This is a genomic window from Burkholderia sp. E168m23 (assembly GCF_016586125.1).
Lineage (GTDB): Bacteria > Pseudomonadota > Gammaproteobacteria > Burkholderiales > Burkholderiaceae > Burkholderia > Burkholderia orbicola.
In genome coordinates this window covers 1-12,958 of sequence record NZ_BCPP01000073.1, presented here as the reverse complement: position 1 = coordinate 12,958, position 12,958 = coordinate 1, and the positions used below count along the sequence as shown (strand labels likewise).

The following is a 12,958-nucleotide window of genomic DNA, read 5'->3' as shown; positions in this document are numbered from 1 at the left end:
GCGCGCTTTGCGCGTCGGCGTAGTTCTGCGGTGCCGGTTCGATCGCGCGCAGCTTGCCGTAGTGACGCTTGTCCGGTTCGCCGAGAATCGTGAAATAAGCGGTCTGGCCGGCGCTCACGCGGATCACGTCCGCTTCCGACACCTGCGCCTTCACGGTCATCGTGTCGAGATTCGCGAGCTTCAGGATCACCGGCGCCTGCTGCTGCGCGATCACGGTCTGGCCTTCCTGCGTGACGATCGCGACGACCTCGCCGTCGATCGGCGCGACGATGCGCGTGTAGCCGAGGTTGGCTTGTGCGGTCTCGATCTGGATGCGGGCCGAACGGATCTGCGCGGCGAGCGACGCGAGGGTCGCGCGCTGCACGTCGAGCGTCGCCTTCGCGGCTTCGAACGATTCGCGCGACGTCGCATCGTCGGGCAGCATCGCCTGCTGGCGGCGGAACGCGAGTTCGGCTTGCGTCAACTGTGCGGCGGTCGATCGTTGCTGCGCGCGCAGGCTTTCTTCGCTGGCGCGCGCCTGGCGCAGTGCGTTTTCCGAGATCACCGGGTCGATCTCGGCGAGCCACTGGCCCTTCGTGACCTTGTCGCCGAGCTTGACCTTCAGCGTCTTCAATTGCCCCGACACCTGCGCGCCGACGTCAACCTGCCTGAACGCCTGCAGCGCGCCGGTCGCGAGCACCGCGTTCTCGAGATCGCCGCGCGTGACCGGCGCGGAAAGGTATTGCGGATGCTTGGTCGGCGCGCAGGCCTTCAGCGTGATGCCGACGGCGATCGCGACGACGGCAAGGGTAGCCAGCACGATGCGCCGGCGGCGATGGGTCTTCTGGGTCATGAGAATGCGGCGAGGATGAAGCCGGCGCCGGCGATGCGTGCGGCCGAGCGGAACGATCCGGTCGGCGTCGCATGCCGGGCATGTTGCCCGCGACGGGTTCCGCGTACGCATCGCGCGGGTGTGCCGAATCGAATCAGGCGTTCATGGTAAGCGAGGAATTCGCGCCAAAACGTGTGGAAATTGTGCTGAATTGTGTGGACGCCGTACCGATATGCGGGCCGGACGGCGCAATTGTCTCGATCTGTGAAAAGGCGGTGATTCGCCGCGCCCGCACTGCTGCCGTGCGGCGACGATCGCCATCATCGGTCGGTCACGTTCCTCGTCGAGCGCGCGCAGCGCATCAACCTGCTCCGGCGTCGGCCCCATTCGTACAGGGGTATGAGCGTGAAGTTTCCCGATCCTGCGAGCCTATGCGCGCTCCCCACCCGCGTCGATCTTGCGCTGCGTATCGGCGTCGACGATTTCGCGGATCGCGCGGAACAGCGGCGCAGCATCGGTATAGCGCCGGCCGTAGCCGAGATTGAACGCATAGTCGAAATCGGGCGGATTGCTGCCCTGGTTGTGCTGCACGATCGTTTCGAGCTTGTCGAGCGCCTTCGCCGCGCGGGCTTCGGGTGAGGCGGCCGCCTCGTATTCGTCCCACAGCGCGACGATCTCGTCGCGCACCGCGCGGTCTAGCGACGCGGTCAGCGTCAGCAGGTCGTCGCGTTCATGTGCGCTCTTGTCGGGATGCGCGGCCTGCTCGATCGCGGGGATGTCGCCGTGCAGCGCCTCGCCGAGGTCGTGGACGACGCACAGTTTCAGCAGCTTCAGCGCGTCGACGCCGGGCAGTGCGTCGGTGAACACGAGCGCCATCAGGCACAGCCGCCAGCTGTGCTCGGCCGTGCTTTCCGGGCGGCCGGCCGACGTGTGGCTGCTGCGCAGCACGTCCTTCAGGCGTTCGGCTTCGCGCAGGAACGCGAGTCGCGCGTGGATCGTATCGGGGTTCATGGTCGGCGTCGTTGCGATGAACCGCCAAGCGTACGCCGGCCGGCCGTGGTGCGTCCACGCATGAAATATGCGCGACTGTCAGTGTGCGTCGAGCGTCTCCACGAGCCGCACGGCCGAGCTGTCCGACAGTGTCATCCGTGTCCACCGGCATCGGCTGCCGCGAATCGGCACGACGCGCGACGCATTCGCGCCGGTGTCGAACTCGACGCTCGGCGGCCCCGCGCGGTCGTGCCAGCCGAACGGGTCGAGCGCGGCTTCCATGCGGACGATCTCCGGTGTCGCGTAGCGCCACAGCGACGTGCCGAGCAACGTCGAAAGCGGTTGCGAGAACTCGGCCGCGCGTGCTGGGGAACTGGCCAGCAGGCGGTGCGTGAGGTCGCACACGAGATGCATGCGGCCCGCGCTGCCGGCGATCAGCCGCGCGAGTGCGTGGTCGCCCGCCGAGTCGAGGCGCGCCGCGAGCAGCCGTTCGGCCGTCGCGCGCTCGGCGGGCGACATCTGCTGGAGGCCGGCTTCCCAGCGCGAGATCGTCGATTGCGCGACGCCGAACAGTTCGGCTGCATGGCTTTGCTTCACGCGGTGCAGCGCGCGCCAGCGCTTGAGTTGCGGGCCGAGCGAGGATGGATGAAGCGGCGGATGGGGCATGTCGATGCTCCTGTTTCATGCGTCGGCCAGCGCCATGACGGACAGGGGCCGGCGTGGAACCCGGCGAGTGGCGGCCAGCATGTGCCGGCGTTGAATCGGTCCATGCATGTGTTCTTGTCCCGTCTGTGCGGTTCGGTTGGGTGGCTTTCGCCCTCGGAAGCCGGATTCTCGCGTATCCGTCGCACGTTGTCGAACCCGAACCCTGCTGTGGCAGTGGGCAGCCGCTCCCCTCCGCGCCCCATCGAAGACGTTTTCGCGAGGCTTTCAAGCGGCCCCTTCATATCTTATTATTCGCCCAGAGCGGCGCGTGCCGGCCGCCATCGAGCATGTCGACGACATGACGCGCTGGCAACGATGACCGCTTTCCGGCCGGCGCGTCGCCCGACACGCGGTCGACACGACAGGGAGCGCGAGGCCGCGCGTATCCCGAAAAAGATACGAGGGCGCAATGGTACGACTGGTGTTGCTGCTGCTGGGCATCGAATATCTGCGAACCCGCTGGCGCGGGCTGACCGTGCTCGGCTGGCTGTGGGTGGCCGCGGGCATCGGCATTTTTGTCGATGCACTCGACGGCGCGCTGCATTTTCCGATCGAGCTGTTCGCGTGGCTGTTCCTGATCGAGGGACTCGCGACGCTCGCGGTGGCCGGCAGCGGTGTCGGCGGGCAGCGCATCCTGCGCTACGTGAAGGGCATCGCGGTCGTGATGGCGGCGGGGCTCGTGTTCGCCGGCCATCATCACGGCCACTTTCTGCTGTCGATGATCTTCGGCACGCTGTTTCTCGTCGACGGGCTGCTGCAATGCACGTCCGCGTGGATGGTGCGCTATCGCCGCTGGCACGTCGCGTTCGCGTGGGGCGTGGTCGAGATCCTGTTGGCGATTTTCTTTTTCCAGCCGTACCCGACGCACTACGCGGGCACCGTGCCGTACTGCCTCGGCCTGCTGCTGATGTTCGGCGGGATGCATATGCTGAGCCTCGCCGCACGCGTGCGGCGGCTGACGCGCAACCCGGCGTTCGCGACGTCGCCCACGCCGGCGCTTGCACCGGATCTCGACGACGCACCGGACCAGCCGCAGTTCGCGCAATCCGAATGGGACGGCCCGCCGGCCGACGGCGAGCGGGCGCTCACCGTGCACGTATGGACGCCGACCGGCACGTCGAAGGCCGAAGCGCAGCGCTACCCGGTGATCGACCGCTACATCGCGGCGGTGGACGTCAACGGCGTGATCTCGACCGGCCATGCGGCGCTGGAGTCGCCAGAGGGCATCTACATCAGCCTGTATCCGGGCGTCGAAATCGATCGTTCTCCGGACGAATTCACGCGCATCCTGCGGGCGACGCGCGAGAACGACGTGCCCGGCCTGTTCCAGCCCGACTATGCGACCGAGTCGAAGGCGTGGTGTCCGTCGACCGTGCGCGTGCGCATTCGCAACTACGATCCGGCCAAGCTCGACGCGTTCTGGTCGTCGTACCGGCAGAACACGACGTACAACCTCACGTACCGCAATTGCTCGAGCACCGTGTCGAATGCGCTCGAGGCCGCGCTCGACGGTGCGGTGTGGCGCCTGAAGGGCGCGCGGGCCGGATGGGGGGCATTCGTGCGGCTGCTGCTTACCCCCGAGCTATGGGTGGCCGCGCAGATCCGCAAGCGCGCGGTGACGATGGCGTGGACGCCCGGCCTCACGCTCGACTATGCACGTGCGCTCAGCATGCTCGCCGATCCGCGTCCGTTCGCGTGGTGGAAGGTCGCGCGCTCGGCGGTGAGCGCGATCATGGCATCGCGGCGTGCATGGCGCGAGCAGGACAGCGCAGCGCTGTCGCCCGGCGGATCGGAGGCGGCGTCGATGAAGTAAAACGCGTGGCGCCGGAAGCGGGTCCGGCATCACGAAGGGCGCCTGCGCGCGGTGCGGCCCGCCGATATTGCCCGCGATAAAAACCCACGGACGACAACAATGAACGAGACGACGGCGTTCCGCATCCTGATTCCCGCCGCGTTGACGCTGGCGCTGGCAAGCGCCAGCTTCGCGCAGGCGGGCACCGACGAAGTGCCGCGCATGAGCAACGACGTGTACCGGACGTCGGTGTCGTTCTGCTCGAACGTCCCGGCCGCCGAGAGGATCGCGTGCCAGGGCGACATGATCGCCGCGGGCAGCCGGATCGTCGCGGCGATCGGCGGCCTGCCGCCGGCTTCGGCCACGGCGATCGACGAAGGCGCGCGCAGCAAGCTGCCGCCGGACGAGCGCAACGGGCTCGCGCCGGTCGAGCCGGGTGCGATCGACAAGGACGACACGCTGGCCGGCCTCGCCGGCATGGTGCGCCTGTGCGACGTGTACGAACCGGAACCGGCGTCGCGCGCGCGGCATCACGCTGCGCTGCAGCAGAAGGCGCCCGATGTCGCACCGCGTGTCGAGGCGTTGCTGGCCGATGCGTCGACCGCGGCGCGCCGGCGCGTCAGCATCGGCGTGTGGCAGATTCTCGCGCTCGAGGGGCCCGAAGCGTCGGCGCGCGCGTGTACGCAGTTGGGCACCTGAGCGAAGCGCGCATTCTTTCGTGCACCTTCACATTCGTGCCACGTTGCGGCAGCAACAATCGCGGGCAGACATTCGACAACCTTGCGGCGCATCCCGCGACCGCAAGCCTTTTCCGAGGAAACACGCCATGCTCAAGACGCTCGCCCGCGCCGCTGCCGCACTCGCCGTCGCTTCCGTTTCACTGCACGCCGCCGCGCAGACCAGTTACGACTACCTGTTGCTCGCCGCGTCGTGGGAGCCGGGTTTCTGCGCGTCGCACGACACCCCGGAATGCACGAACCTCGCCGGCTCGTACGCGGCGACGAGCCTGTCGCTGCACGGGCTGTGGCCGAACCGCTACGACGGCAACCAGCCGTTCTACTGCGGCGTGCCGCAGAACGACATCGACCTCGACAACGCGCACCAGTGGTGCAGCATGGACGCGTACCCGATCAGCAGCGCGACCCGCAACACGCTGTCGACGTACATGCCGGGCGTTGCTTCGTGCCTCGACAAGCACGAATGGTTCAAGCACGGCACGTGTTCGAATTCGGCGACGCCCGATGCGTACTGGAACCAGGCGTCGGGCATGATCAGCCGGCTCGGCAACACGTCGTTCAACGCGTTCCTGCAGGCGAACGCGGGCAAGACGGTCACGCGTAACCAGTTGCTGTCGGCGTTCGAAGGCGCGTTCGGCAGCAACACGCGCAGCGCGGTGTCGCTGAAGTGCACGAAGACGAACGGCGTGAGCTATTTCACCGAAGCATGGATCGCGGTGAAGACGAATGCGACCGCGCAATTTCCGAGCGCGGCGTCGCTCGTGACGGACGGCAATACGCAGGGCACGTGTCCGACGTCGGGGGTGTTTATCGCGAAGTGAGGCGGATGCTGCGGCTCGCCCGTCGTCACGCCAGCAGCCGCAGCGCATCCGCGAGCGACAGTACCGTCGTGCGCGATTCGAACGCGGTGGCGAACAGATGCTCGTGGACGATCGGGTCCGGGTCGTAGCAGCAATCCTTGATCGTGTAGAGGCGGAAATCGGCGTCACTCGCATGGGCGATCGACGACAGCATCACGCCGGTCGACGCGATGCCGACCATGATCAGCGTATCGACGCCTTGGGCAATGAGCCGCGCCTGCAGATCGGTGCCGAAGAACACGCTCGCGCGGTGGGCGACGATCAGCGGTTCGTCGGGTCGTTTGGCCAGTTCGGGACAGGGGGCATCGTCGATGAAGAGGCCGAGTTGCTTGATGCCCTGGCCGTTCTTGTTGAGCGGGCTGACTTCCGGATAGCCGGGGCTGAAGCGGAGATTCGCGAACCAGACGCCGACGCCGGCGGCGCGTGCCGCGTCGCAGAGGCGGCGGGTATTGGCGAGCAGCTCGGGCGCGACCGACGGGAACAGGCCGAGGATGTCGGTCTGGTAATGCATGACGAGCAGCGCGGTTTTGGATGGCGCGATCGGGGGAATCTGGTAGAGCGTGCTTTGAGCAGGCGTGTTGTCACCATGGGCGGGCGTGTGGGTTGCCATTTCGATATCCGGTGCGGTTTCCTCGTTCATGAATGACGCTCTCCAATAGCTCGGGCAATTTTTTCGGTGCAGCCTTATCTGACGTTGGTACGCGCGAACCGATGCAATATAAACCGGGATGCGTTCTCGCGCCGACTCCGCTGAGCAGGTTTTGCCGGCGCACGTGGCTGGTGCGGAGGGGGCTCCGATGTAGGCTGTCGCGAGATCGCTGTTCAGCGTGCGATCTCGGCTTGAAGAGATCTGATTCAAGGGCGTACTTCCAGTGTGGCTGTCCGATGGAGAATCAGGCAATGCCGGAACGCTTCGATATATCCGTGACGTTAGAGCGATCGGTCTCGCTGGCCGAGCGCCAGGAGATCGTTTTTTCCCTCGCGAAAATCTGCACCCCGTTCTTTGATGCGTTTCACGAAGTGTCCGTCCTCGATTTCAAGACCGGATCGGAGGTCCGCAAAGAATGGGCCGACGGCGAAGGCTTGGCGGGATGGCGGGCGGGGGAGGATGAGCTGCTTTTCGTCTACGGGGCCAAGTCGACACAATTCACGGGTGCTCGCGGTTGCATGCGAATTGAAGAGCGCGAGTGGGGTGCGCAGTTTTCGATTTCCTTGCCGCTGTCGGCGGATGCCGATTCATTTCGACTGGAGTCTCTCCTGGTTGATATAAAGGATTACGCGGCACACCAGTCGCCCATGTTCATCGTCGCGGCCGGATGGGAGCTGGATTGCGATATCGATGCCGGGATCGACGGCATGGTGAAAGACGCGTTGTCCGATGGTTCGTTGTGCCAGTGGCTTGCGACGCCCGCGCCGATCGTTCCGGATCGGCCGAACGATTGGCAGGAAACAAATGAATCAGGCGGAATAACGTGTCTAAAGCGGAAATCGGTGCGGTGGGCCTGAAGGAGTCCGCGCTGTTGACGAGTCGCGTCTGAATTTTTTGCGCGCGTACTTCAAAAAATTGACCGCCGAGGTCGCAAACTTGTTACCGCAGTCGTGCAATCCGTCTTCGCAGAGTGCCATGCCATTACCGCTCGTCTTTTTGCCCGCAATGCCCTGCGACGGACGCATGTATGCCGATCAACTCGAACGGTTGAACGATCTGGTCGTACCGTCCGTCCGGATGCTGGCCTATCCTACGTTCGCTGAAAGCGCCGAGAGGCTGCTTGCTTCCATCGACGGCCCATTCATCATTGCAGGCACGGCTTACGGTGGTTGTATCGCGATGGAAGTAGTCGCGTGCGCGCCGCAGCGCGTGCGTGGACTGTGGTTGATGAACTGTCAGCCCGGACTACCCCCGTATCCGGATCGTGTTCGCGACACCAGCCGAAGGATTCGGGAGGGGGAACATGAGCAAGTTATCGCCGAATTTGCCGAAAACGCCATTCCCCCTGTAGATATCAGGTCGAGAGCAGCGTTTGTTCAAATGGCTCGCGATACGGGTGCCGACATGTTCGCGCGACAATCCGATGCGACTTTGACTCGCTCGGATCATTGGTCGACGCTGGCCACGAGTGCGATTCCGACACTTCTCATATGGGGCGAGGCAGACCGCTTCGTTCCGGTCGATGTCGGCCGTCGGATCGCCAGGATGATGCCGCATGCTCGTTTCGAGACGCTGGAAGGATGCGGGCACTTTCCGACGCTGGAGCGGCCATCAATATGTACCGACATTGCTCGACGCTGGCTGATAGAGCAGGTTATCGGTAGCCCCGTCGACGGCATTGCAGCCACATGAGAGAACCCCCAAGACTGTCGGGCGAGAAGCGGCCGTTCTCGGTCGCTCAACAAGGTTGTATCGTTCGTCGACAATCGATTCTGTCATGTTGGCAGCACCGCTTGATTTGCCTATCCTCCCTCTACCATGACCACTATTTACGACACCATCGTTTGGTTACAGTCGGATACCAGCGCGGAACAATTTCCGATCGTTGAATTTTCTGCCGACACCGACATGGCGACCCTGGGATGGGTGTCCTTGACGAGCACGGATCAACCGGAAATCGTCGTTACGCAGGTAACGGCAGAAGAGTTCCGCGCGATAGCGAAGGGTACGGACGGTTATCTTGCTGTTGAACATCGGGTAAACGCCGCGCTTAAGCGGCTCGATCTCAAGTGCTCGTGGCTGGTGCGTGTTGACGATGGCCCGAACGTCGCAGGCGGGTCGTTCCAGATGTTCCGGGAAGCGTATCGGCCACCAAAATTGTTTTTTCGAGACATTTTTAGTGACGCGTTGGCACAGGAGGCCAGTCGTACGACTCGCGCCGAGTTCGAGCGTAACGGTGGAAAAGTCATCGTTCTCCAGTGATCCGTTCAACGACGCGGCGCGCCTCTTAAAGGAGAACCCCGATGAGCCGGCCAGATTTCATCAAGCACTGGACTGAACTCGAAGAACCGGATGCGCATTCCTATCGCGGCGATACCGAGCCAATGGCGTTCGACGCGCCGCTTTCAGCCGCACTCGGCATTACGCGTATTGGAATCCATCATGTCAGGCTTCTGCCCGGACGGCGGACGTCATATCCCCACGCCGAAAGTACCGAGCAGGAGTTTGTGTACGTGCTCGAAGGCAAGCCCGACGTATGGATCGACGGCGTGCTTCACCCCATTGCCGAGGGCGATTCCGTCGCGTTTCCGGCAGGCACCGGAATTTGTCACACCTTCATCAACAATACGAAGGACGAAGTCAGGTTGATGGTGATCGGCGAACGTCCTCGCGACGACAACCGCATTCGTTACCCGCTCAACGAAGCGTACGAACTGACCCGCGCGGACCGATGGGTGGACTGGCCCGACAGACCGCTCGGCGACCATGACGGGATGCCGGACTGACGCTCACCGGAAGACCGCATCGGCCGACCCCTGCCAGCGACAGTATCCGGACGAGTGACCGCCGTACTTTTAGGATTCAACCCGCCGATGCAACGAATGGATGAAATCGCTTAGCCGATGTATCGAAGTTCAGTATGCTATTTCTTTGAAATCAATCCGGTCATATATTGATTCAAATCGCGAAAATCTTTGACCGTCCACGGATGCGGCGGCAGTTTTACGCCATTCTCTCGCAAGGTTTTGGGAATCAGGTCGCCGTTCGGGCGAAGTATGACGGATGAAACGATAACGCCCGGGTAATCACTCAGCCGTTTTTTGAAAGCGGGCGTCGTAAGATCGGGCGTGGGCGGGTTGCTTTTATTGGCCAATGGTCCCGTTCCTCTGGCGTCTGCTCCGTGACACATGGCGCATCTCGCCAGGAAGATCTTTTTTCCGTTATCACTATCCGCAAAGGCTTGGGATGTTTGAGAAAACAATGAAACTCCTAGCGAGGCGATGAGCAATATTTTCATTTTTGTTGATTTTTTGTATAAGCCTTCGGGTGTCTCTCAAGGCCGATTGTTGTAAGGCGACGTGCTCTCCATTGAGTATGCCGATATTAACCTGCCGCCGTTGTGCCGGGTGAGATGCGTCTAACTTCGCCAACCTAAAAAAATCGACCGCCCCGTATAAGTCGTCAATCACTCCAGCGCCAGCGTCCTGCGCTACGAATATATAACCCGCATGCGATTCCATCGGTACCGACGGACGGGGGAGTGCCGTGCTGCCTTCGACGACCGGGTTCGGCCACTTGCGGTCGGTAAGGCACGTCGGGGGTGGGCTGCCCAAGCAGCCGAAAATTTACACTGGTGAGTTTACTTTTCGTCCGGAAAACTACACTATGCGGTGTACTTCACCAAAGTCATCCCTGCGGGTCCACCCGGACCGGCCGACACCAGACCCATTTCCCAGCCGCACGTGCGTTGTCGGCTGAAGCTGAATGCCTGCCAGCTGTCCGCGTCCGAGCCCGGCTTTATCGAATGAAATCATAGGAGAAACGCGAATGTACAAACCTCTTGATCAGCGGGGGCGCCGTATTGTCATTACCGGAGCCAATAGCGGCACCGGCAAGGAGGCGACCAGGCGATTGGTGGCGGCTGGTGCCGACGTCATCATGGCGGTACGCAGCGAGTCGAAAGGCGATGCCGCCCGCCGGGATATACGCAAGGAGTTTCCAGGGACATCGATTGAGGTCCGCACGTTGGATCTCTCCAGCCTCGCGAGTGTGAGGAATTTTGGTCGCCAGTTGCTCGAGGAGGGACGCCCTCTCGACGTGCTCGTCAACAACGCAGGGATCATGATGCCGCCGACGCGTGTACTGAGCTCGGACGGATTCGAGCTACAGCTTGCGACCAATTTTCTGGGTCACTTCGCACTGACCAATCTGCTGTTGCCGCTTCTGCTTGAAGCGAAGTCTCCTCGCGTCGCCACGATGACAAGCAGCGCCGCAATGGGTGCCACAATCAATTTCGACGACCTTCAAGGCGAAAGGTCGTACAAGCCCATGACGGCGTATGCGCAGTCCAAGCTGGCCTGCCTGCTGTTGGCGAATCGATTGGCAGAAATTGCGCGCGAGCGTGGCTGGCCCCTGCTCAGTACGAGTGCCCACCCAGGCCATACGCGCACCAATCTTCAGACGAGCGGTCCGAATATGGGTACTGATTCAACCCGCAAGAGGCTATCGTTCCGACTTGTACCGTCCATGGACGTGGAATGGGCCACGGACTCGCTCTTGCGCGCGGCAGTCGATCCCACAGCGACTCAGGGCGCATTCTACGGCCCACGTTTTCTGCTCGTCGGGAACTCGCACGTTGCCAAACAGCCCCGCTCCGCCAAGAGCGCGGATTCGATTCGCCTGTGGCAAGTAGCTGAAGCATTGACGGCGACGCGTCCACCGCAGGTGGGATGAGCACGCGCTGCGCGGCCAGCCAATCCTCGCAGTGAATTCTGTGCTACCTGGCGGTCGCTCGCGAAAGAGGGGGCGTGATTGTGGGCGATTGGATCAATCCGCGGCTACGCCGTCGACCGGCCTGAGATGGGTCGATTGCTGCCGATGGCCGAATTTCCCATTGAGCGCTCTGGCGCGCGCCGACAGGAATCTGCCGCCGTCGCGCCAGATGAGGCACGCTTGACTTCGACGCTTCAAAAAATCGACCGCTCCGTATAAGTCGTCAACCACTCCAGCGCCAATGTCCCCGCCAGCGAGTTCCCGTTCGCATCCAGCCCTGGCGCCCACACGCACACGGCCATCTCCCCGGGCAGCACCGCGACGATCCCGCCGCCGACGCCGCTTTTCGCCGGCAACCCGACGCGATACACGAAATCGCCCGCCGCATCGTACGTCCCGCAGGTCAACATCAGCGCCGACAGCCGCTTCGCCGAACTCGAATCGACGACCCGTTCGCCGGTCGCCGGCGCGATACCGCCATTCGCGAGGAACAGCGCCGCGGTGGCAAGCTCGACGCAGTTCATCTCGATCGCACACTGGCGGCAATACGCGTCGATCACCGTATCGGGCGGCATCTGCATGTTGCCGAAGCTCGCCATGAAATGCGCCATCGCGCGGTTGCGTTCCGCGTGCTGCAACTCCGACAACGCGACGCGCGAGTCGTAGTCGATGTCGTTCGAGCCGATCAGCCGCCGCACGAATTCGACGAGCGCCGTCTCGGCCTTCACGAAGCGGCGGCACAGCACGTCGGTGACCACCAGCGCGCCCGCATTGATGAACGGATTGCGCGGCTTGCCGCGCTCGCTTTCGAGCTGGACCAGCGAGTTGAACGCGGTGCCGGACGGCTCGCGGCCGACCCGTTCCCACAGCTCGTCGCCGAGCAGCTGGAACGCGAGCGTGCACGCGAACAGCTTCGAGATGCTCTGGATCGAGAAGCGCTCGTACGCATCGCCGACCGTGTAAACGTTTCCGTCGAGCGTCACGACGGCCATCCCGAACTTGTCGGCGGGCACTTTCGCGAGCTCGGGAATATAGTCGGCCACCCGTCCCTGGCCGATCCAGGGGGCGAGTTCGGTGTGGATGCGTTCAAGAATCGATTGATAATTCATCACGTCGGGCAGGGTAGAGGCACGGCCGGATTCCGGCGAGCCCGTATGGAACCGTCCCGGCGCCGATTCGTCAAGCTCGGCCGGAATCGCGCCCTTATTTTCAAGACCGGCAAACAGGCAGGCGGCGGGCGCAGTATCATGCGGTACGTTTCGGCCGAGGGCCGGCGTCCGGCACCGGCCGGCGCCGCCGCGGCTTTCCCGATGATCCGACCGCTACCCATGTCTTTTCGCATCCTGCTCGTCGAAGACGACACCCGCCTGTCCACGCTGATCGCCGGCTACCTGCGCAAGAACGACTATGAAGTCGACACCGTGCTGCATGGTGACGCCGCGGTGCCGGCGATCCTGTCCATTCGTCCCGATCTCGTGATCCTCGACGTGAACCTGCCGGGCAAGGACGGCTTCGAAATCTGCCGCGAGGCGCGCAAGCAGTACGACGGCGTGATCATCATGGTGACGGCGCGCGACGAACCGTTCGACGAGCTGCTCGGCCTCGAATTCGGCGCGGACGACTACGTGCACAAGCCGGTCG

At 63.3% G+C, this 12,958-nt stretch carries 15 protein-coding genes; 9 read left to right on the top strand and 6 right to left on the bottom strand.

What is annotated here, in order from left to right:
- The 3 genes from JMF90_RS06395 to JMF90_RS06385 all read right to left on the bottom strand — a co-directional run.
- Window positions 1-832, bottom strand: an 832-nt coding sequence (locus JMF90_RS06395; RefSeq protein ID WP_201324995.1) for an efflux RND transporter periplasmic adaptor subunit, incomplete at its 3' end; no start/stop codon positions are given.
- Between the two features lie 408 nt (window positions 833-1,240).
- On the bottom strand, window positions 1,241-1,822 hold the full coding sequence (locus JMF90_RS06390) for an HD domain-containing protein (protein WP_011547213.1): 582 nt from the start codon (window positions 1,820-1,822) through the stop codon (window positions 1,241-1,243).
- 78 nt (window positions 1,823-1,900) lie between these two features.
- A complete protein-coding gene (locus JMF90_RS06385) occupies window positions 1,901-2,467 on the bottom strand; it encodes a helix-turn-helix transcriptional regulator (protein ID WP_011547214.1) in 567 nt (188 codons plus the stop codon).
- A gap of 448 nt (window positions 2,468-2,915) precedes the next feature.
- Here JMF90_RS06385 and JMF90_RS06380 point away from each other — a divergent pair, with 448 nt between their 5' ends.
- The 3 genes from JMF90_RS06380 to JMF90_RS06370 all read left to right on the top strand — a co-directional run bounded on the left by JMF90_RS06380 (window position 2,916) and on the right by JMF90_RS06370 (window position 5,856).
- Window positions 2,916-4,319, top strand: a complete 1,404-nt coding sequence (locus JMF90_RS06380) for an HdeD family acid-resistance protein (RefSeq protein WP_012339629.1) — start codon at window positions 2,916-2,918, stop codon at window positions 4,317-4,319.
- Between the two features lie 99 nt (window positions 4,320-4,418).
- Window positions 4,419-4,997: a hypothetical protein gene (locus tag JMF90_RS06375; RefSeq protein ID WP_012339630.1), complete on the top strand. Its 579-nt coding sequence runs from the start codon at window positions 4,419-4,421 to the stop codon at window positions 4,995-4,997.
- Window positions 4,998-5,124: 127 nt separating this feature from the next.
- Window positions 5,125-5,856: a ribonuclease T2 gene (locus JMF90_RS06370; protein WP_006498851.1), complete on the top strand. Its 732-nt coding sequence runs from the start codon at window positions 5,125-5,127 to the stop codon at window positions 5,854-5,856.
- Window positions 5,857-5,881: 25 nt separating this feature from the next.
- On the opposite strand, the gene JMF90_RS06365 is transcribed toward JMF90_RS06370, so the two are convergent.
- On the bottom strand, window positions 5,882-6,535 hold the full coding sequence (locus JMF90_RS06365) for an isochorismatase family cysteine hydrolase (protein ID WP_011547217.1): 654 nt from the start codon (window positions 6,533-6,535) through the stop codon (window positions 5,882-5,884).
- A 260-nt stretch (window positions 6,536-6,795) separates the two neighbouring features.
- Between JMF90_RS06365 and JMF90_RS06360 the strand changes: the two genes are divergently transcribed.
- From JMF90_RS06360 to JMF90_RS06345, 4 genes are all read left to right on the top strand, one after another.
- Window positions 6,796-7,401 (top strand): hypothetical protein, encoded by a 606-nt coding sequence (locus JMF90_RS06360; protein WP_102961848.1) that lies wholly within the window; start codon window positions 6,796-6,798, stop codon window positions 7,399-7,401.
- Between the two features lie 118 nt (window positions 7,402-7,519).
- Window positions 7,520-8,236, top strand: coding sequence for an alpha/beta fold hydrolase (locus JMF90_RS06355; RefSeq protein ID WP_172593237.1), 717 nt, complete (start codon window positions 7,520-7,522; stop codon window positions 8,234-8,236).
- A gap of 126 nt (window positions 8,237-8,362) precedes the next feature.
- A complete protein-coding gene (locus JMF90_RS06350) occupies window positions 8,363-8,806 on the top strand; it encodes a hypothetical protein (protein WP_011547220.1) in 444 nt (147 codons plus the stop codon).
- Window positions 8,807-8,847: 41 nt separating this feature from the next.
- On the top strand, window positions 8,848-9,330 hold the full coding sequence (locus JMF90_RS06345; RefSeq protein WP_011547221.1) for a cupin domain-containing protein: 483 nt from the start codon (window positions 8,848-8,850) through the stop codon (window positions 9,328-9,330).
- A gap of 137 nt (window positions 9,331-9,467) precedes the next feature.
- On the opposite strand, the gene JMF90_RS06340 is transcribed toward JMF90_RS06345, so the two are convergent.
- Complete coding sequence (locus JMF90_RS06340) at window positions 9,468-9,842, bottom strand: cytochrome c (protein ID WP_011547222.1); 375 nt, start codon at window positions 9,840-9,842, stop codon at window positions 9,468-9,470.
- 530 nt (window positions 9,843-10,372) lie between these two features.
- Here JMF90_RS06340 and JMF90_RS06335 point away from each other — a divergent pair.
- Window positions 10,373-11,278 carry an SDR family oxidoreductase gene (locus JMF90_RS06335; RefSeq protein WP_011547223.1) on the top strand — a complete coding sequence of 302 codons (906 nt, stop codon included), beginning with the start codon at window positions 10,373-10,375 and terminating at the stop codon, window positions 11,276-11,278.
- Between the two features lie 233 nt (window positions 11,279-11,511).
- On the opposite strand, the gene JMF90_RS06330 is transcribed toward JMF90_RS06335, so the two are convergent.
- A complete protein-coding gene (locus JMF90_RS06330) occupies window positions 11,512-12,426 on the bottom strand; it encodes a glutaminase (RefSeq protein WP_011694802.1) in 915 nt (304 codons plus the stop codon).
- Window positions 12,427-12,645: 219 nt separating this feature from the next.
- Here JMF90_RS06330 and JMF90_RS06325 point away from each other — a divergent pair.
- Window positions 12,646-12,958: response regulator (locus JMF90_RS06325; protein WP_201324994.1), on the top strand; the 313-nt coding region annotated here is incomplete at its 3' end.

Coding starts and splice junctions, on each gene's coding strand:
- JMF90_RS06385 (WP_011547214.1), bottom strand. CDS start 2,467: ATGCCCCATCCGCCGCTTCATCCATCCTCGCTCGGCCCGCAACTCAAG.
- JMF90_RS06365 (WP_011547217.1), bottom strand. CDS start 6,535: ATGAACGAGGAAACCGCACCGGATATCGAAATGGCAACCCACACGCCC.
- JMF90_RS06390 (WP_011547213.1), bottom strand. CDS start 1,822: ATGAACCCCGATACGATCCACGCGCGACTCGCGTTCCTGCGCGAAGCC.
- JMF90_RS06350 (WP_011547220.1), top strand. CDS start 8,363: ATGACCACTATTTACGACACCATCGTTTGGTTACAGTCGGATACCAGC.
- JMF90_RS06340 (WP_011547222.1), bottom strand. CDS start 9,842: ATGAAAATATTGCTCATCGCCTCGCTAGGAGTTTCATTGTTTTCTCAA.
- JMF90_RS06345 (WP_011547221.1), top strand. CDS start 8,848: ATGAGCCGGCCAGATTTCATCAAGCACTGGACTGAACTCGAAGAACCG.
- JMF90_RS06370 (WP_006498851.1), top strand. CDS start 5,125: ATGCTCAAGACGCTCGCCCGCGCCGCTGCCGCACTCGCCGTCGCTTCC.
- JMF90_RS06335 (WP_011547223.1), top strand. CDS start 10,373: ATGTACAAACCTCTTGATCAGCGGGGGCGCCGTATTGTCATTACCGGA.
- JMF90_RS06380 (WP_012339629.1), top strand. CDS start 2,916: ATGGTACGACTGGTGTTGCTGCTGCTGGGCATCGAATATCTGCGAACC.
- JMF90_RS06355 (WP_172593237.1), top strand. CDS start 7,520: ATGCCATTACCGCTCGTCTTTTTGCCCGCAATGCCCTGCGACGGACGC.
- JMF90_RS06360 (WP_102961848.1), top strand. CDS start 6,796: ATGCCGGAACGCTTCGATATATCCGTGACGTTAGAGCGATCGGTCTCG.
- JMF90_RS06330 (WP_011694802.1), bottom strand. CDS start 12,426: ATGAATTATCAATCGATTCTTGAACGCATCCACACCGAACTCGCCCCC.
- JMF90_RS06375 (WP_012339630.1), top strand. CDS start 4,419: ATGAACGAGACGACGGCGTTCCGCATCCTGATTCCCGCCGCGTTGACG.